Source organism: Acidovorax sp. GW460-11-11-14-LB4 (assembly GCF_059423685.1).
In genome coordinates, this window is record NZ_JBWKYJ010000086.1 from 1 (window position 1) to 18,627 (window position 18,627).

The window sequence follows — 18,627 nt, forward strand, 5'->3', positions numbered from 1 at the left end:
TTTCTTGGGGGAGCGGACGCTGGACATGGGGGGAGATTGTGCCGGGCGCCCGGGCCCCTGCGGCCGGTGCGCAGCGCCCGCTGGGTGCTGCGCACCCTCTTTTTGATCAAAATCAGCCGCAGGCGCTAGTGATACATGCGCCAGGTGCTATCAATTTGATATCTGCCTCGGTCAAGGTGCTGATGTGCCTCAAGGGCCGCCAGCGCCCCTCACACCGTGCTGCGCAGTACGCGGCGGTATTGCACGGCCTCGGCGACATGGCTGACCTCGGTGGTGGGCGCGCCGGCCAGGTCGGCGATGGTGCGCGCCACCTTCAGCGCCCGGTGCGTGCTGCGTGCCGACCAGCCCAGGCGCGCGGCAGCGGTGTTGAGGAACTTGGCGGCCGCATCGTCCAGGTGCAGGTGGGCGTCGATGGCCTGCCCCTGCAGCGCCTGGTTGGTGCTGCCCTGGCGCGCCAGCGCCTTGGCGCGGGCCTGCTCCACCCGGGCGCGGATGCTGGCGGTGGACTCGCCCGCAGCCGCCTGCACCAGCTGCTCGGCGGGCAGGGCGGGCACCTCCACATGCAGGTCGATGCGGTCCAGCAGCGGGCCGCTGAGCTTGGCCTGGTAACGGTGCACCTGGTCGGGCGTGCAGCGGCAGGCGCGCTGCGTGGAGCCCAGAAAGCCGCAGGGGCACGGATTCATCGCCGCGATCATCTGGAACCGGGCCGGAAACTCCGCGCGTTGCGCTGCCCGGGCGATGGTGATGTGGCCGGTCTCTAGCGGCTCGCGCAGAGCCTCTAGCGCAGCGCGGGGGAATTCCGGGAGTTCATCAAGGAAGAGCACGCCCTGGTGGGCCAGCGAGATCTCGCCCGGCCGGGGTGGCGAGCCACCGCCCACCAGCGCCACCGCGCTGGCCGTGTGGTGGGGCTGGCCGGTGGGGCGCACGCCAAAAGCCTCGGGCCGAAAGCGCCCCGCCAGGCTGGCAATGGCGGCGCTCTCCAGCGCTTCGTCCACCGTCATCGCGGGCAGCAGCCCGGCAAAACGCTGCGCCAGCATCGACTTGCCCGAGCCAGGTGGCCCGGCCATCAGCAGGCTGTGGCCGCCAGCCGCTGCAATCTCCAGCGCGCGCTTGGCGCCCGCCTGGCCCTTCACGTCGGCCATGTCGGGCCCGGTGGTGCTGGCGGTGAGCGCGGTGGCCTGCAGGCGGGTCCAGCCGTCGTTGGCCACGTCGGCATCGCCACCGGCCGTGCTGCCCGGTGGCAGGAACGCCCGCACCACATCCAGCAGGTGCCGCGCACGCACCACGCGCGCGGCGGGCACCAGGGCGGCCTCTTCGGCGCTGCCGGGCGGCAGCACCAGCTGTGCGTCAATCTGCTGGGTCTGCAGGGCCAGGCTGGTGGCCAGCGCGCCGCGCACGGGGCGCAGCTCGCCGGACAGCGACAGCTCGCCCGCAAACTCGTAGCCTGCCAGGCGGCTGGCATCCACCTGACCGCTGGCGGCGAGGATGCCCAGCGCAATCGGCAGATCGAAGCGGCCCGAATCCTTGGGCAGGTCGGCGGGGGCAAGGTTGACGGTGATGCGTTTGTTCGACGGGAACTCCAGCCCCGCGTTCTGCAGCGCGGAGCGCACGCGCTCGCGGGCTTCTTTCACCTCCACCTCGGCCAGCCCGACCAGCGTGAAGCTGGGCAAACCGTTGGCCAGATGCACTTCGACGGTGACTGCAGGCGCCTGCAGCCCCAGAAGGGCGCGGCTTTGCACCAAAGCAAGACTCATGAAGCGATTTCTCCCCAGATGGGTGCGTTTTGTGGTTTTTTAGCGCGGTCTGTTGGGTGTCTGCACCAGTTGGGTGCAACATGCCGGACGCGGTCACCGCCACTGTACTGGGGATTGTTGTAACGCAACGCAACCGTGCAGCGCGCCGTGCACCTTGGTGTGGCACGGTCCGTGCTTAAAGCGCTTGTCCCTACTTTGTCCAACCGGAGGAAACATGACCCGCGCCATCATCAAGACCCTGGGCGTTGCCCTTGTTGCAACCCTTCCCATGCTGGCCAGCGCCCAGCTCACCGCCAACGTCAGCCTGACCACGAACTACAAGTTCCGTGGCCAGGACCAGGACACGTCCAAGGTCAAGGCCGTCAAGCCCGCACTGCAAGGCGGCTTTGACTACACCTTCGGCGAAACCGGCTTCTACGTGGGCAACTGGAACTCCAGCGTCAACTGGCTGTCCGGCAACTCGCTCGAATCCGACATCTACGGCGGCTACAAGTTCAAGGCCGGTGACGTGGACCTGGACGTGGGCCTGCTGACCTACATCTACCCCGGCAACAGCGCGGGCAACACCACCGAAGTCTATGGCGCTGCCACCTTCGGCCCCGTGACGGCCAAGTACTCGCACACCCTGTCCAAGGACTACTTTGCCTACGCAGGTCCTGGCATGAAGGGCCGCAACACCGGCTACCTGAACCTGGCGTTTGCCCAGGAAGTGGCCCCCAGCACCACGCTGAAGGCGTCGGTCGGCTTCACCCGCTTTGGTGGTGACATCACGGCCCCCAACTTCATGGACTACAGCCTGGGCGGTTCGTACGACTTCGGCGGCGGCGTGTCCCTCGGCGCTGCCGTGGTTGGCGCCACCAAGAAGGCCTTCTACGGCCCGGTCAACAAGTCGCGCGTGATCGTCACGCTCACCAAAACCCTGTAAGTCTCAATGGGCGCCGGTGGCGCCCATTCCGGAGGAACTGAAAATGAAAATGGTGACAGCCATCATCAAGCCCTTCAAGCTCGACGAAGTGCGCGAAGCGCTCTCCGACATCGGCGTGCAAGGCATCACGGTGACCGAAGTCAAGGGCTTTGGCCGCCAGAAGGGCCACACCGAGCTGTACCGCGGTGCAGAGTATGTGGTGGACTTTCTTCCCAAGGTCAAGATCGAGGCCGCCGTGGCCGACGACCTGGTGGACCGCGTGATCGAGTCCATCGAGACCGCAGCGCGCACCGGCAAGATCGGTGACGGCAAGATTTTCGTGACCCACCTGGAGCAGGTGGTGCGCATCCGCACTGGCGAAACCGGCAAGGAAGCCCTGTAAGGGCGAGGCCGCATCCCATACAAGAAGAGAAACGCCATGAAAAAACTGCTTGCTTCCTTCATTCTGGGGCTGAGTCTGCTATCCGGCGGATCGGCTGTCCTCGCCCAGGCGCCCGCCACGGCAGAGGCCTCGGCACCCGCTGCGGCTGCACCAGCGGCTGAAGCCCCTGCTGCCCCTGCCGCAGCGGCTGCACCGGCTGCTGCTGCCGCCGCTGCGCCTGCAGCGCCCGCCGCAGAAGCGCCTGCTCCTGTCCCCAACAAGGGTGACACCGCGTGGATGATGACTTCCACCATCCTCGTGATCCTGATGGTCCTGCCTGGCCTGGCGCTGTTCTACGGCGGCCTGGTGCGCAGCAAGAACATGCTGTCCGTGCTGATGCAGGTGATGGTCACGTTCTCGCTGATCGTGGTGCTGTGGTTCATCTACGGCTACAGCCTGGCCTTCACCGAAGGCGGTGCCTTCATCGGTGGTTTCGACCGGCTGTTCATGAAGGGCATCTGGGACAACGCCGCAGGCACGTTTGCCAACGCGGCCACGTTCAGCAAGGGTGTCGTGATTCCGGAAGTGGTGTTTGCCGCCTTCCAGGCCACGTTCGCCGGCATCACCTGCGCCCTGATCGTCGGTGCGTTCGCAGAGCGCATCAAGTTCAGCGCCGTCATGCTGTTCATGGTCCTGTGGTTCACGTTCAGCTACCTGCCGATCGCCCACATGGTGTGGTTCTGGATGGGTCCTGATGCCTACGCCTCCAAGGAAGTGGCCGACGCCATGACCAGCAAGGCAGGCCAGATCTGGCAGTGGGGTGCTCTGGACTTCGCTGGCGGTACCGTGGTGCACATCAACGCCGCTGTGGCGGGCCTGGTGGGTGCGTTCATGGTGGGCAAGCGCATTGGATACGGCAAGGAAGCCATGGCGCCTCACAGCCTGACGCTGACCATGGTCGGTGCCTCGCTGCTGTGGGTGGGCTGGTTCGGTTTCAACGCCGGCTCTGCCCTGGAAGCCAACGGTTTTGCAGCCCTGGCCTTCATCAACACGCTGGTGGCTACCGCTGCTGCCGTGCTGGCATGGTGCATGGGTGAAGCGCTGATGCGCGGCAAGGCTTCGATGCTGGGTGCAGCGTCGGGTGCTGTGGCGGGCCTGGTGGCCATCACGCCGGCTGCCGGCAACGTCGGTATCGGCGGTGCGCTGGTCATCGGTCTGGTGGGTGGTTTTGCCTGCCTGTGGGGTGTCAACGGCCTCAAGAAGCTGCTGGGTGCGGACGACTCGCTCGACGTGTTCGGCGTGCACGGCATCGGCGGTATCGTGGGTGCCCTGCTGACCGGCGTTTTCAACGCCCCTGGTCTGGGTGGCCCTGGCTACGTGGCCGACTGGGTGACCGCCACCATGGTGACCTCTGCCGACTACTCCATCGCTGCCCAGGTGTGGACACAGGCCAAGGCCGTGCTGCTGACCATCGTGTGGTCGGGCGTGGTGTCCTTCGTGGCCTACAAGGTGGTTGACCTGACGGTGGGCCTGCGTGTCTCGGAAGAAGACGAACGCGAAGGTCTGGACATCACCTCGCACGGCGAAACGGCGTACAACCGCTGATCGCTCTGCGCCCTACGCGCTGCGGTGTCTGGTGGCACCGTGGCGTCGCAATAAGAACAAGCGAGTTACTCCTCTGGTTACTTCAGCCCGCCGACCACCGGCGGGCTTTTTTCGTACCGTTGGGTGACGCGTGTGGGACTGGCGCGCCAGGGGGCCAAAGGCCCCATGGCATCCGCCAGTCCTTTGCACGTCCGCTGTTCAAAAAATTCACGCCCCCTGCATGCCGTGCGGCGGACCGCTGCCGCTACGATGCACGGATGGACTTTTCCCTCGCCCCGATCACTGAGCGCGTGCGCGCTGCCGCCGCCGACCAGACCCCGTTGCGCATCCGTGGCGGGGGCACCAAGGACTTCCATGGCCTGGCGCTGCACGGCGAGGTGCTGGACACCCGGGTGCTGCGTGGCATCGTGAGCTACGAGCCCAGCGAGCTGGTCGTCACCGTGCGGTCCGGCACCCCGCTGGCCGAGCTGGAGGCCGCGCTGGCCGAACAAGGCCAGTGCCTGCCCTTTGAACCCCCGCATTTCGCCAAGACTCCTGCAGACGCCGCTACGGTGGGTGGCATGGTGGCGGCCGGCCTGTCCGGCCCGGCACGCGCCAGCGTGGGGGCGGTGCGTGACTATCTGTTGGGCGTGACCCTGCTCAACGGCAAGGCCGAGCTGCTCACCTTCGGCGGCCAGGTCATGAAGAACGTGGCGGGCTATGACGTGGCGCGCCTCATGGCCGGTGCCTGGGGCACGCTGGGGCTGCTGACCGAAGTGAGCCTCAAGGTGCTGCCCGTGGCCCCCGGCGAGGCCACGCTCCGGTTCGAGGGCATCAACCAGGCCGATGCGTTGCGCAAGCTGCACGCCTGGGGCGGCCAGCCGCTACCCCTTAACGCCAGTTGCTGGCTACAAGACGCGGCGGTGGACGAAGGCGCAGGCACCCTCTATGTGCGTCTGCGCGGCGCCGTGGCGGCGGTGGAGGCCGCGTGCAAGACCATGGGTGGCACGCGCATGGACAACGCCACCGTGGCCGCTGACTGGACCGCCTGCCGCGAGCAGACCCTGCCGTGGTTCACCGACCGGGCCACGCGCCCTGACCGCGCCCTATGGCGCCTGTCGGTGCCCGCCACCGCGCCGGTGCTGGCTTTGCCCGGCGGCGTGCAGCCACTGGTGGAATGGCATGGGGCGTTGCGCTGGGTGCAGGCCCCCGAGTCCACCGGAGACGCGCTGCGCGAAGCCGCCCGGGCGGTGGGTGGGAGTGCTTCTCTTTTTGTAGCTGCCGAGGCAAATAAATCCGGCGCCAGCGGTGCTTTTGACTTGCAATCCAAGGCGCTGGAGCAAATCCACGCCCGCCTCAAGCACAGCTTTGACCCTGCCGGCATCTTCAACCCCGGCCGCATGGCGCGGGCCTGGTAGGCAAGCCAACCCCCCCTCACAGCCACCACCGCCACCCTGGCCATGCGACGCCTTTTTCACCTCACCGGACACCACCGCACGGTTGCGAGCAACCAGGTGCTGGGCCTGCTGCTGGCGTTCAACGCCGGGGCGGTGAATGCCGGGGGGTTTCTGGTGGTGCACCTCTACACCTCGCACATGACGGGTTTCCTGTCGTCGCTGGCCGACAACCTGGTGCTGGGGCAGATGAAGCTTGTGCTGGGCGCCGTGGGCGCGCTCTGGGCCTTCATGTCGGGGGCGGGCACCACGGCCATCATGGTCAACTGGGCGCGCCAGCGCCGGCTGCGCAGCACCTACGCGCTGCCGCTGCTGCTGGAGTCCGTGCTCATGCTGCTGTTTGGCCTGGTGGGCGCCATCACTCTCAGCTGGCCCACGCCTTTTGCGGTGCCACTCACGGTGCTGCTGCTGTCCTTCATCATGGGGCTGCAGAACGCCACCGTGACCAAGATGTCCTCGTCCCAGATCCGCACCACCCACATGACGGGCGTGGTGACCGACCTGGGCATCGAGATGGGCAAGATGCTCTACTGGAACCGCACGGGCACTGCGCCCGAATCGCAGGTGCGTGCCAACCAGGCCCGGCTGCGGCTGTTTGCCGGGCTGGTGGGCATGTTCCTGGTGGGCGGCATTGCGGGGGCTGCGGGCTTCAAGCACGTGGGCTTTGTGTTTGTGGTGCCGCTGGCGCTGGTGCTGCTGGCCCTGTCGCTGCCACCGCTGTGGGCCGACCGCGCCAGGCTGCGCCGCCCCTTGCGCAAGCCCTCGGCGCCGGCCGCGCCGGGCGACCCCAGCCTGGCCCCGCCAGCGGACCCACCGGCCGCGCGCTGACCAACCTCCGCCGAAATTTTTGTCTCTTCGCCCAGGCTGCACCCCATGCAAACCCAGCTCTCCCCCGAATACCGCGCCCGCGCCGATGGCCTGGAGGCCGAATCCATCCTGCGCAAATGTGTGCACTGCGGCTTTTGCACCGCCACCTGCCCCACCTACCAGCTGCTGGGCGACGAGCTGGACGGCCCGCGCGGCCGCATCTACCTCATCAAGCAGGTGCTCGAAGGCGCCGAGCCCACGCGCAAGACCCAGATGCACCTGGACCGGTGCCTCACCTGCCGCAACTGCGAAAGCACCTGCCCGAGTGGCGTGCAATACGGCCACCTGGTGGACATCGGTCGCAAGATCGTCGATGAAAAAGTGCCCCGCCCCGTGGGCGAAAAAGCCCTGCGCTGGGCACTGAAGGAGGGCCTGCCTTCGCCGCTGTTCGCCCCTGCCATGAAGGCAGGGCAAATGGTGCGCGGCCTGCTGCCCGAGGCGCTGAAGGCCAAGGTGCCCGCACCGCAGGATGCTGGCGCCTGGCCCACGCGTGAACATGCGCGCAAGGTGCTCATGCTGGCGGGCTGCGTGCAACCGGCCATGATGCCGAACATCAACACGGCCACCACCCGCGTGCTTGACGCGGTAGGCATCCAGACCGTGATCGCATCCAAGGCGGGCTGCTGCGGCGCCGTCAAATTCCACCTCAACGACCAGGCTGGCGGCATGGCAGAGATGCGCGCCAACATCGACGCCTGGTGGCCGCTGGTGGCCGCAGGTGGGGTCGAGGCCATCGTCATGAACGCCTCGGGCTGCGGCGTCACCGTCAAGGAATACGGTCACATCCTGAAAGACGACCCACAGTACGCGACCAAGGCCGAACGCATCAGCAGCCTCACGCGCGACCTGTCGGAGCTGCTGCCCGCCATGCTGCCCGAGCTGGCCACCAAGCTGCAGGGCAGGGTCAACCAGCCGGACACCCTGTACGCCTACCACCCCCCTTGTACGCTGCAGCACGGGCAGAAGCTGCGCGGCGGGGTGGAGGCGCACCTGAACCAGCTGGGCTTCAAGCTGCGCACCGCGCGCAACGATGCCCACCTGTGCTGTGGCTCGGCAGGCACCTATTCGGTGCTCAACCCCGACCTGTCCTACCAGCTGCGCGACCGCAAGCTCGGCGTGCTCGGCGAGGCCTTCGGCAACCAGCCGCCCGACATGATCCTGTCGGCCAACATCGGCTGCATCACCCATCTGCAAAGCGGCACGGGGACGCCTGTGCGGCACTGGGTGGAGGTGCTGGACGAGGCCCTGCGCGCGGGTTGACGGCGCGTTGGGCGAGACGCCGGGCCCTCACTGCGTGTGCTGGAATCTGGCCCGTTTGGTGCCTGTAGCCCCGAGGCTGGCATGATCGAGGGTTTTGTCGCCTCTCATTTGCCCCCGAACTGCACCGCCATGACCGACTCCGTGTCCGCACAAGAACAACCCCAAACCGCACCCGTAGCGCCTGCCGCTTCCCAGGCAGCGCCTGTGCCGACCGAGGCTGCTGCGGTCGCTGTGGCGGCCTCTGAACCTGCTGCGTTGGCCGAAGCCAGCGCGCCCCAGCGGCGCCAGGACGGCTCGCGCCGGGGTGGCCGCAACCGCCGCAAACCCGAAGGGCGCCAGGCGCCGCAGGGCCGTGCAAGCGCCGATGGGGCTGCAGACGCTGCAGCGCCCGCAGGTGGCCCGGGTGCAGGCGCGCGGGCGCCGCAGCGCGTGCACCCCGCGCTGGAGCAGCTGGCAGGGCTCTACCCCCACCTGTTTGGCGCCGTGTTCCGTCCGCTCAAGCGCGGCATCTTCCAGGACATCCTGGCGGCCCACCCCGAGCTGTTCGAGCGCGAGGCGCTCAAGGTGGCGCTGGGCCTGCACACCCGCTCCACGCGCTATCTGCAAAGCGTGGCGGCAGGCGATATGCGCCACGACCTGCAGGGCCAGCCTGTGGAAGACATGGCCCCCGAGCACGTGCACCATGCGCTGCTGGAGGTCTACCGCCGCAAGAAGGCGCGCGCCACCGAAGACCTGCTGCCCAAGCTGCGCAACCGCATGATGGCCGCGTTCGAGGCCTCGGGCCTCACGCGCGAGGCATATACCCAACTGGTGTTGAGCCGCGACGAAGCCGCCAACGCCATCCTCGAAGAAGCCTTTGCCGAATGGTCGGCCCGCAACGCCAAGGATGAAGCCCTGCTGCGCGCCTTTGAGGCCAGCGGCCAGACCCTGGACGCCTTTGCCGATATGTACGGCATGGTGCCCCGCACGGTGGGGCAGCAGCTGGAGCGCGCCCGTCGGCGGGCGGCTGCCGCGGCTTCTGCAGCGGCTGCGGTATCTGCTGCTTCCGCCGTGGAGCCCGGCGACTCCGCCGCCGCAGCCTGACCGGCCCGTGCTGAGCTGAGCGGGGGGCGGCACAACGCTCCCTCTGCCCTCGCTGGTCATGGCGTGCTGGCAGCGGCTTCCGTCATCTTCTCGTCGGCCGAGATGAGGCCCTGCGGCGTGGCTCCGTCTACGTCGGCGCGTGTCACGGCTTGTTGCAATGCTGCAGACAGGCTACTGACACCATGTTGTCAGCAGCCGGGCTGCACCATGCCGGGCCCGACACAGAGAGGAGCTTGACCATGACAACAACCCCCACCATGACCCCGGTTGCCGCGTTTCATGTCACTGGACTGACGGTACGCACCCGCAACCGCGACGAGATGGACCCCGCCACCGCCCGCATTGGAGGTCTCTGGGACCGCTTTTTCAGCCAGAGCTGGGAGCGCAACCTGCCCGGCCGTGGTGAAGATGGCCGCATCTTCGGCGTCTACAGCGGCTACGAATCCGACGAACATGGTGCCTTTGATGTCACCGCTGGCGTGGCCGTGCCACCGCCCGTCACCTCGGTGCCAGGGGCTGTGCAGATCGCGGTGCAGGCGGGCGACTATCTGGTGTTCCACGGCCACGGCACAATGCCGCAGATGGTGATCGATGCCTGGGGCGAGGTCTGGCGCTACTTTGCGGCCCACCCGCAAGTGCCACGGCGCTTTGGCACCGATTTCGAGCTGTATGAAGGCCCGGACCGCGTGGCCATTCATATCGGCATCGCCCCCAGTGCGCCCCGCGCGTGACCTGAACGAACCAGGAGCCTCCATGAACACATCTTCTGCCGCCCTGACGTTCTACACCCATCCCATGTCCCGAGGCCGTACCGCGCGCTGGATGCTGGAAGAGTGTGGTGTGCCCTACGACACTGTGCTGCTTGAATACGGCACCACCATGAAGGCTCCCGACTACCTCGCCATCAACCCCATGGGCAAGGTGCCTGCACTGCGGCACGGACAGGTGGTGGTCACCGAGGTGGCGGCCATCTGCGCCTACCTGGCCGACCTGTTCCCCGCCAAATCGTTGGCGCCCCCTGTGGGCACGCCTGCACGCGCTGCCTATTACCGCTGGCTGTTCTTTTGCGCCGGTCCGCTGGAGAGCGCCGCCACCGCCAAGGCGCTGAACCTGCTGGCACCCGCCGAACGGGCGGCCATGGTGGGCTACGGCAGCTACGCTGATGTGATGAACACCCTGGAGCAAGCCGTGAGCCAGGGCCCGCATCTGTGCGGCGACCACTTCACGGCCGTGGACCTGTATGTGGGCGCGCACCTGATCTGGGGCATGCAGTTCGGCACCATCGAACGCCGCCCCGCGTTCGAGCAGTTTGTGCAGCCGTTCAGGCAGCGCCCCGCGTTTGTGCGCGCCTCCCAGATCGACGACGCGCTGGCGCAGCAGAGCAAAGGCCATGGCTGAGTTCTGCGTCCTGACACTGCCCATCTGGTCGGCTGCAGCTCGCCCCGGGGGGCACGTTCATGCGCCGCGCTGACCGCCTGTTCCAGATCGTCCAGCTCATCCGGGGGCGGCGCCTGTCCACCGCCGCCTTCCTGGCCGAGCGGCTTGAAGTCTCGGCCCGCACCATCTACCGCGACGTGGCGGACCTCCAGCACCAGGGCGTGCCCATTGAGGGCGAAGCCGGTGTGGGCTACCGCCTGGGCGCGGGCTTCGATCTGCCGCCGCTGATGTTCAGCCAGGGTGAAGCCAATGCGCTGGTAGCTGCCGCCCGTCTGGCCCAAACCTGGCTGGATGCCGGGCTGGCCCGAGAGGTGGAAGGCGCCCTGGGCAAGATCCTGTCCGTGCTGCCCCCCGCCGCGCGCGTGGCGGCCGAGGCCCAGGCCCTTTATGCCCCGCCCGTCGGCCTGGACCCACGCGCCCAGGCCACCCTGCAAGCCCTGCGCGAGGCAGTGCACAGCCGCCACGTGGTGCAAGTGGACTACGCCGACGTCAACGGCCGCCCCAGCCTGCGCCGCCTGCGCCCGCTGGGCTGCTTTTACTGGGGCAAGGTCTGGACACTGTCGGCCTGGTGCGAGCTGCGCAATGACTTTCGGGGTTTTCGCATCGACCGCATTTCTTCCATCACCGTGCTGGACGAGCAGTTCCGGCAGGAGCCCGGCAAGACCCTGGCGGACTTGCTGCGCAAGGTGGAGGGGGAGATGGAGGGGAGAGCGGTGGAGGGGGGTGATCCTCAAGCGGCGCCGTCGGCAATGGCCTGATGCCGTGCCTCCAATCGTTTTCGATGCCGAGCTCAGCCTTGGCAGAAATGTCGTGGCAAAGCGCCTCGCGATGATCCTGATGGGCGGCCTGCTGCAAATGACATGAGCCTTGTTTCAAAAAGAGTTGGACAGGAGTTGTTCATTACCACAGGTGCCTTTGCCGATTTTCTTTCTGTTGCAAGATGTCTTGAAGATTCCTGATTGGTAACCGAAGTTACTTTTTGCGTTAATTTCGCCGTATTAACGGCGCCTTCTGTCAAAAGAAAATACCTGCCTGCAGCTATCATCCGCCGCACTTTGCACTCATCGGTCGGACAGTCTGCAGCACATGAAACGTCGCGTCACCATTCAAACGCCTCTGGGCGACCAGCTCAAATTCAGGCAACTCCAGGGTATCGAAGAGATCAGCCAACTCTTCACCCTGGACGTGGACTTGCTGAGTGAGAGCAAAAGTGTGGATCCCAAGGCGTTGTTAGGCAAAAACGCCACCATCGTTGTAGAAACGGAGGGCGGTGGCACCCGCCATATCGACGGCATCGTCACCCGGTTTGGCATGCAGGGGCAAGACCACCGCATGTACTCCTACCGGGCGCGGCTCAGCCCCTGGCTCTGGCTGGCAACCCGTAAAAGCGATTTCAAGATATTTCAGAATAAAACCGTTCCAGAAATCATTGAAGAAGTTCTGGGTAAATACGGCTACCCCATCGATAAAAAGCTGACCCGCAGTTATCGCACTTGGGATTATTGCGTCCAATATAACGAAACCGATTGTCAGTTTGTTTCTCGCCTCATGGAGCATGAGGGTATTTATTATTACCACCAGCATTCAGCGGGGCAGCACACACTCACGCTGGCTGACGATATCGTGGCGTCGCACAGTCCCCTTCCTGGCGCGGCTTCCATTCCTTTCTATCCGCCTGAAAAGGCGGCCATCGCTGATCGCGAAAGCATCTATGCGTGGGAGTTGGCGGAGGAAATCAAACCGGGTCGGCATTACAACGACGACTACGACTTCAAGAAGCCCAAGGCAGATTTGTCGAACATGCGCAAAGATCCCCCGGGTCACGCGCATGACAGCCACGAGATCTACGAGTGGCCCGGTGGCTATACCGAATATGGAGATGGCGAGGCGTATGTGAAGGTGCGCCTCCAGGAGAACCTGACTCGCCAAAGCGTCGTACAAGGTAAATCCAGCTGCCGCGCGCTCACCCCCGGCTACACCTTCAACCTGGAAAACTACCCGCGCGAAGACCAGAACCAGCAGTACCTCATCACCTCGGTGCAATACCATTTTCAGGAGAATCCTGAGGTCAGCAGCGTAGCCAAGCCCACGCCTAAAACCACCAAGGATGAGGTGGGGTCCATTCAACGGTTTGTGCTGAAGGCGCAACCCACCAGTTTGCCGTTCACCCCACCCCGGGTCACGCCCAAGCCCCGTAGCCAGGGCCCCCAGACGGCTGTGGTGGTGGGCCCGCCTGGTGAGGAAATCTGGACCGACAAATACGGACGTGTGAAGGTGCAGTTCCACTGGGACCGCATTGGCTCCATGGACGAGAACTCCAGCTGTTGGATCCGAGTGTCGCACCCGTGGGCGGGCATGAAGTACGGCGGTATCTTCACGCCGCGCATCGGCCAGGAAGTCATCGTGGACTTCCTCAACGGCGACCCCGACTATCCCATCATCACTGGCCGCGTCTACAACGCAGACCAGATGCCACCGTGGGAGCTGCCCAAGCACAAGACGCAGTCCGGCTTCCAGACGAACTGGAGCAAAGGCGGCGGCGGCAAGCACATGCTGCGGTTTGAGGACCAAAAGGGCATCGAGCACATCGAGCTCTCCACCGACCATGGCAATACGCACCTGCACATGGGTTATCTGATGAACCAGAGCACCGAGGCCAAGCGCAGCTATGGCTTTGAGCTGCGCACCAATGAGTGGGGTGCCATCCGGGCGGACAAGGGGCTGCTGATCACGACGTATACGCAGGATTTCAAGCAGAAGCTGGCGCACGACAACCCGGACGGCTTCGACGGCCTGGGTGAAGGCCTGGCCAACACGGCTTCGCTGATGGAGGAAGCAGGCGAGGCCGTCGCGGCCATGAACGGTGCCATCGAGGCCATCAATGGCCTCAAGACATCGCACATGATGGAGCTGAGTTCGGGAATCGCCGCGATGACCGGCGGCAAGGCTGCCATGGCCACCTTGTCGAAAGCGGCAGCTGCCATTGCTGCGCTCGCCGGCGACGGAGGAGGGGGTGGTGCAGGGGCGGAAACGCTCATGCCCACGAATACCGACCCGGCGATGCCACAGTCGCAGGCGCTGCGAGAGCTGTCCAAGGACATCAGCAAGCCGGTGGTTTCCATCGTGAGCCCCGAAGGGCATTCGATGATCAGCCCCAAGCCCATCGTGATCAGTTCGGGGCAGAGCGCCTCCATGCATGCCAAGCAGCACATCACGCTGTCCAGCGGCGCGCAGCTCACCCAACTGGCCAAGAGCGGCATGCTGACCCACGTGTCCGAAGGTGGTCAGCGCAACACCGTGTCCAAGGGCGACATCGCTTCGGAAGCCCAGACGGGCAACATGAACCTCACCGCCCAGCAGAACATCACCCTGGCTTCCAAGCAGGACACCGCCACCGTCGTCGGTGACCAGAACGTGAACATCCAGGCCACGAAGGATTCCGTGCTGGTGAAGGCGGCCAAGCACATCAGGTTGCAGGCGAGCGAGAGCATTACGCTGACTATCGGTGAGGGAGAGGGCGTCGCTTCGCTCAAGCTCACCGACAAAGGCGAAGTCGTCATCAAGGGCAAGAACGGTCTGATCAAACTGAGCGAGTTGCTGGACGTTCACGGGGCGCCCATCCAGCTCAACTGCTGAATCACCCCCCTACGCAGCGGATTTTTTCGCCAGCACGACAGCCATCTCCACCAAAGAACCTTCGCATGCAATTCCACCTCAACGAAGGCAGCTTCACGCTGCCCGACGGCCTTCGGGACAACAGCATGAACATGCTGCTGACGGGCCACAGTGGCCTCGATCTGAGCCTGATCATCACCCGGGACAGGCTTGAGCCTGGCGAATCCTTCGAGGCCTTCGTCGACCGCCAGATCAAGGCGGTGACACTGCAGGTCAGCAAGTTTTCCATCCAGGAAAAACACGCGCAGAAGGCTCCCGACAGGGACGACACCATTGCCGTGGAACTTGCCCAGCAGTTCACGCAGAACGGCCAGGTCATTCACCAGCGGCAACGCACGTGGCTGCTGCCCGACGCCGCCAGCGTGCTGGTGCTCACGGCGGCGTCTGCCGCGCCCATCACCGACGCGCAGAAGAAAGCCTGGCTGGCCATCTGTGCAAGCTTCCAGCCGCGCCACTGAACCTGGCAGCGCCGGGTTGCGAGTCCGCGTCCCGGGAGCCGCTCCGACGCACATCGACGGACATCGGCTCTCGTTGACGCCGCAGCACCCCATGGCCCAACCCGGCAGCCGCCCCCCTCGTTCCACGACCTCCTTCGCCCATGAGTCAGTTTCCACCCGCGGCCCGACTGGGCGACCCCATTGCCCATAGCAACGCCAACGCACGCCTTCTGGCGAAGGTGGTGGGCATAGCCGCAGGTGCTGCCGCGCTCGGTGCGCTGTGTGCTGGCACCATCGCGGCGGGGGTGACAGCGGGTGTTGCAGCCGTCGGCACCGTGGTCACAGGCGGGCTGGCGGCGCCGATCCTCGCGGGAGCCGTCGTGCTGACCGGAGCGCTGGCCACCTTCGCTGTCAGCATGGCGGGGGGCGCCATTGGAGAAAAAATTGCCGATTGGCTGGTCCCTGAAACCTGGGATGTGACCGGGGCCATCACGACCGGCTCACCCGACGTGTTCGTCAACAGCATTCCCGCTGCGCGGGCCACCAACGCGGTACCGCTGGACGAAGTGGTTTGCGGCAAGCACACCATCACTCCCGTCAACCTGATTGCACAGGGCGCGGCGGTTGGGCCCAAACAGACCGTCATCAATGAAGCCCTGGCCGCCCGCAAGGGCGACAAGGTCGTGTGCGGGGCCACCATTCATGCTGGCTCGCCCAACGTCTTTATTGGCGGGGCTCCTGAGACGGTGCGTGACTACGACGACGAGGTCAATCCACTGCTGCGGGCGGCACTGTTCATTGCGGAGGCGCGCAATCTCCTGAAGAACATCAAATGTCTCTGGAAGCTGGTCAAGGATCCGAAGGCGCTCGTCAAAAACGCGGAATGCATGTTGAAGGCTGCGCAAGCCGCAGGCTCTGCGGCCATGACCGTGCCGGCCATCCTGGGCAACCCTGTGCACATTGCCACGGGCGCCAAGCTGCTGGCTGATGGGAGCGACCTGGACTTCGTGCTGCCGGGCGTACTGCCGGTGGCGTGGCAGCGCATCTACAACAGTCTGGACGAGCGCAGCGAAGGCCCGCTGGGCCGCGGCTGGAGCACACCCTACACGGTTCAGTTGCATCTGGACCACGATCCGCAGGGCCGGCCCGTCGTCACCTACTACGACGCGGATGGGCGCGACATACAGTTCAGCCGCCCGGCACCGGGGCAAGGCTTGTTCAGCGTTACCGAGGGGATCGGCGTGCTGTGCAGTGAAGGCGGCGACTACGTCGTCGTCACAGCCGAAGGCATGTACCAATGGTTCGGTCAGGCGCCCGCCGGGGGCGTGGGTGATGCTGCGGTGGTGGGCGTATTGCACCTGCAGCGCATCGAGGACCGCAACGGCAACTACCACGCGCTGCGCTACGGTGACCACGGTGCGCTCACCCACGTGGCGGACAGCGCAGGCCGGCTCCTGGAGTTTCTGTATGTTCCGGGCACTGCCCGGCTTCAGCAGATTCATCTACGCGTGGGCGTTGGAGGTGAGGTTCCGCAGGCGCTGGTGCACTACCGCTACGACGCTTCCGGCCAACTGGCCGAAGTGAGAGACCGCGCAGGGCAGACGACGCGCAGGTTTACCTATGCAAATGGCCGCATGGCGAGCCACCAGCTGCCCGGTGGCTTGCTATGCAGCTACGAATGGCAGGAGTTTGCCCAAGGCATCGGCAATCGCCCTGGCCCCCATGCGCGCGTGGTGCGGCACTGGACGGACGACGGCGAAGCGTATGCCTTTGAATACGGCCTGCATGGCGACGGCAGCGGCAGCACCCAGGTCACCGACGGCCTGGGCCGCTGTCAGCAGTGGCACTGGAATACCGACCACGAAATCACCCGCTACACGGACGCTTTGGGCCACACCACCACGCAGGTGTGGGGCACCACCAAACAGCTGCTGGGCCATACGGATCCGCTGGGGCGATCCACCACGTACACCTACGACGACGCTGGCAACCTCACCGCAGAAACGGACGCCCTCGGACGCACGCACCGCCAGCGCTGGAGCCCCGGCCCGGCCAGCCTGCTGGTCGCGACGGAAGACCCTGGCGGCGGAACCTGGCGCTACCAGTACGACGACCACGGCAATCTGGTGGCGGAGACCGACCCTCTGGGCCACGTGACCCGCTACGCGAACGACGACCGAGGCCTGCCCGTTCTGGTGACCGATGCCCACGGCGGGCGCAAGCAGCTGCGCTGGGATGCCAGGGGCCTGCTGACCGCCTACACCGATTGCAGCGGCAAGACCACCCGTTACACGTACGACGCGCAGGGCCACCTTCACCAGGAAATCGACGCCCTGGGCCAGTCCACCGTTTTCGAGCGCGACCCGCTGGGCAGGCTGTTGCAGCTGACCCTGCCGGACGGCGCGCAGCACCGGTACCACTACGACGCGGCGGGCCAGTGCGTGATCGCCACCGATGCGCTGGGCCATACCACCAGCTACAGCTACAACCAGCGCGGCCAGCTGACTGGGCGCTCCAAAGCGGTTGGCGCACTCACCAGCAACATCCAGCTGGGGTATGACGCGGCACGGCGCTTGTCGGCGCTGGTCAATGAAAACCGCCAGGCGTACCGGTTCGCTTACGACGCGGTGGACCGCCTGGTGGCCGAGACCCGCATCGACGGCACCCGGCAAGTGCTGCACTACGATGCAGCCCACCAGGTCGTCGGCGTGACCGAACACCCCATGCCCCTGGGCCAGGGCGACGCCGTGCCGGGCCACGCCGAGGTGCAGCCCATCCACACGCAACTGGTGCGCGATGCCGCGGGCCAGCTGGTTCAGAAGAACGTCTACACACCCGGTGTGGCCGCGCAAGCGGGCGCAGCCGCAACGCTGCCGCCGCCCGATCTGCAAGCCCGGATCGACTATGCATACAGCCCCACCGGCGACTTGTTGACGGCGCAACACAGCACGCCTCTGGGCGAAGTCGTTGCACAACACACCTGGCAATACGACGCTTTGGACCAGGTGCTGCAGGAGACCGCCGGGCACGCCGTGCAAGGGCAGCAGCGCAGCAGCGCGCTGCACCACCAATACGACGCATTGGGCAACCGCATCGGCACCAGGCTGCCGGACGGGCGCGCGCTGAACCACCTGTACTACGGCAGCGGCCACCTGCACCAGATCAATTTGGACGGTGCCGTCCTGGCCGACATCGAGCGCGACGACCTGCACCGCGAGGTGCTGCGCACGCAAGGCCGCCTAGCCAGCCGTTTTGCCTACGACCCGGTTGGTCGCAAAGCGGCGGCCTGGGTGCGGTCAGCCATGCTGCGGGTAGGGCGCGGCATCGGCACCGACCCAGGTGTCGATGGCCCGTGGAGCCCCTACAGCGCAGACTGGAGCCAGCGCTTGCAGCAGCGGCACAACGCCGAAGACGTGCTGCTCAAACGCTACAGCTACGACGGGAACGGAGAACTCACCAGCGTGGAGCACAGCCAGCAGGGGCATACCCTGCACCGCTACGACCAGGGCGGGCGCATCACGCAGACGCTGTCGAACCAGCCCGAGCGCAGCGAACACTTCCACTACGACCTGGCGGGTAACCGCATCAGCGCGCTGGAAGAAAGCAGCCTCAGCAACCAGGGACGAGGCTGGGTGCAAAACAACCGCGTCAAGGTGCTGCAGGACAAGCGCTACGACTACGACGGCTTCGGTCGGCTGATCAGAAAACGCATAGGCAGCCACACGGAGCAGCACTACCGCTACGACCACCAGCACAGGCTGACCCAGGTGGCGGTGGTGCGGGCGGGCAA

The 18,627-nt window shown here is 65.8% G+C and carries 14 protein-coding genes; 13 read left to right on the plus strand and 1 reads right to left on the minus strand.

Going from position 1 to position 18,627, the window contains the following annotated elements; genetic code table 11:
* Positions 1-209 precede the first annotated feature (209 nt).
* Positions 210-1,754, minus strand: a complete 1,545-nt coding sequence (locus tag AC07X4_RS21385; protein WP_494741245.1) for a YifB family Mg chelatase-like AAA ATPase — start codon at positions 1,752-1,754, stop codon at positions 210-212.
* A 214-nt stretch (positions 1,755-1,968) separates the two neighbouring features.
* On the opposite strand from AC07X4_RS21385, the gene AC07X4_RS21390 reads away from it, so the two are divergent.
* The 13 genes from AC07X4_RS21390 to AC07X4_RS21450 all read left to right on the plus strand — a co-directional run.
* Positions 1,969-2,679 (plus strand): TorF family putative porin, encoded by a 711-nt coding sequence (locus AC07X4_RS21390; RefSeq protein WP_056057222.1) that lies wholly within the window; start codon positions 1,969-1,971, stop codon positions 2,677-2,679.
* 43 nt (positions 2,680-2,722) lie between these two features.
* Positions 2,723-3,061 carry a P-II family nitrogen regulator gene (gene glnK / locus AC07X4_RS21395; RefSeq protein WP_015012094.1) on the plus strand — a complete coding sequence of 113 codons (339 nt, stop codon included), beginning with the start codon at positions 2,723-2,725 and terminating at the stop codon, positions 3,059-3,061.
* A gap of 36 nt (positions 3,062-3,097) precedes the next feature.
* Positions 3,098-4,645, plus strand: coding sequence for an ammonium transporter (gene amt / locus AC07X4_RS21400; protein ID WP_056057224.1), 1,548 nt, complete (start codon positions 3,098-3,100; stop codon positions 4,643-4,645).
* A 257-nt stretch (positions 4,646-4,902) separates the two neighbouring features.
* The gene (gene glcE / locus AC07X4_RS21405; protein ID WP_494741246.1) at positions 4,903-6,042 is read left to right on the plus strand and encodes a glycolate oxidase subunit GlcE; all 1,140 of its coding nucleotides are present in this window, start codon (positions 4,903-4,905) and stop codon (positions 6,040-6,042) included.
* A 42-nt stretch (positions 6,043-6,084) separates the two neighbouring features.
* Complete coding sequence (locus AC07X4_RS21410) at positions 6,085-6,906, plus strand: YoaK family protein (RefSeq protein WP_099732258.1); 822 nt, start codon at positions 6,085-6,087, stop codon at positions 6,904-6,906.
* A gap of 45 nt (positions 6,907-6,951) precedes the next feature.
* The gene (gene glcF / locus AC07X4_RS21415; protein WP_494741247.1) at positions 6,952-8,205 is read left to right on the plus strand and encodes a glycolate oxidase subunit GlcF; all 1,254 of its coding nucleotides are present in this window, start codon (positions 6,952-6,954) and stop codon (positions 8,203-8,205) included.
* A gap of 129 nt (positions 8,206-8,334) precedes the next feature.
* Positions 8,335-9,288 carry a ProQ/FINO family protein gene (locus tag AC07X4_RS21420; protein ID WP_494741248.1) on the plus strand — a complete coding sequence of 318 codons (954 nt, stop codon included), beginning with the start codon at positions 8,335-8,337 and terminating at the stop codon, positions 9,286-9,288.
* Positions 9,289-9,527: 239 nt separating this feature from the next.
* Positions 9,528-10,019, plus strand: coding sequence for a GyrI-like domain-containing protein (locus tag AC07X4_RS21425; RefSeq protein WP_056742204.1), 492 nt, complete (start codon positions 9,528-9,530; stop codon positions 10,017-10,019).
* Between the two features lie 22 nt (positions 10,020-10,041).
* Positions 10,042-10,686, plus strand: a complete 645-nt coding sequence (locus AC07X4_RS21430) for a glutathione S-transferase family protein (RefSeq protein ID WP_494741249.1) — start codon at positions 10,042-10,044, stop codon at positions 10,684-10,686.
* Between the two features lie 59 nt (positions 10,687-10,745).
* On the plus strand, positions 10,746-11,483 hold the full coding sequence (locus AC07X4_RS21435) for a helix-turn-helix transcriptional regulator (RefSeq protein WP_056057237.1): 738 nt from the start codon (positions 10,746-10,748) through the stop codon (positions 11,481-11,483).
* 328 nt (positions 11,484-11,811) lie between these two features.
* Positions 11,812-14,361, plus strand: a complete 2,550-nt coding sequence (gene tssI / locus AC07X4_RS21440) for a type VI secretion system tip protein TssI/VgrG (RefSeq protein WP_494741250.1) — start codon at positions 11,812-11,814, stop codon at positions 14,359-14,361.
* A gap of 65 nt (positions 14,362-14,426) precedes the next feature.
* Complete coding sequence (locus AC07X4_RS21445) at positions 14,427-14,858, plus strand: DcrB-related protein (RefSeq protein ID WP_494741251.1); 432 nt, start codon at positions 14,427-14,429, stop codon at positions 14,856-14,858.
* Between the two features lie 140 nt (positions 14,859-14,998).
* The coding region (locus AC07X4_RS21450; RefSeq protein WP_494741252.1) for a DUF6531 domain-containing protein at positions 14,999-18,627 on the plus strand (3,629 nt) is incomplete at its 3' end.

Bases quoted from the DNA above. Each gene is read 5' to 3' on its own strand.
- AC07X4_RS21385 (WP_494741245.1), bottom strand. From the start codon at position 1,754: ATGAGTCTTGCTTTGGTGCAAAGCCGCGCCCTTCTGGGGCTGCAGGCG.
- AC07X4_RS21390 (WP_056057222.1), top strand. From the start codon at position 1,969: ATGACCCGCGCCATCATCAAGACCCTGGGCGTTGCCCTTGTTGCAACC.
- glnK (WP_015012094.1), top strand. From the start codon at position 2,723: ATGAAAATGGTGACAGCCATCATCAAGCCCTTCAAGCTCGACGAAGTG.
- amt (WP_056057224.1), top strand. From the start codon at position 3,098: ATGAAAAAACTGCTTGCTTCCTTCATTCTGGGGCTGAGTCTGCTATCC.
- glcE (WP_494741246.1), top strand. From the start codon at position 4,903: ATGGACTTTTCCCTCGCCCCGATCACTGAGCGCGTGCGCGCTGCCGCC.
- AC07X4_RS21410 (WP_099732258.1), top strand. From the start codon at position 6,085: ATGCGACGCCTTTTTCACCTCACCGGACACCACCGCACGGTTGCGAGC.
- glcF (WP_494741247.1), top strand. From the start codon at position 6,952: ATGCAAACCCAGCTCTCCCCCGAATACCGCGCCCGCGCCGATGGCCTG.
- AC07X4_RS21420 (WP_494741248.1), top strand. From the start codon at position 8,335: ATGACCGACTCCGTGTCCGCACAAGAACAACCCCAAACCGCACCCGTA.
- AC07X4_RS21425 (WP_056742204.1), top strand. From the start codon at position 9,528: ATGACAACAACCCCCACCATGACCCCGGTTGCCGCGTTTCATGTCACT.
- AC07X4_RS21430 (WP_494741249.1), top strand. From the start codon at position 10,042: ATGAACACATCTTCTGCCGCCCTGACGTTCTACACCCATCCCATGTCC.
- AC07X4_RS21435 (WP_056057237.1), top strand. From the start codon at position 10,746: ATGCGCCGCGCTGACCGCCTGTTCCAGATCGTCCAGCTCATCCGGGGG.
- tssI (WP_494741250.1), top strand. From the start codon at position 11,812: ATGAAACGTCGCGTCACCATTCAAACGCCTCTGGGCGACCAGCTCAAA.
- AC07X4_RS21445 (WP_494741251.1), top strand. From the start codon at position 14,427: ATGCAATTCCACCTCAACGAAGGCAGCTTCACGCTGCCCGACGGCCTT.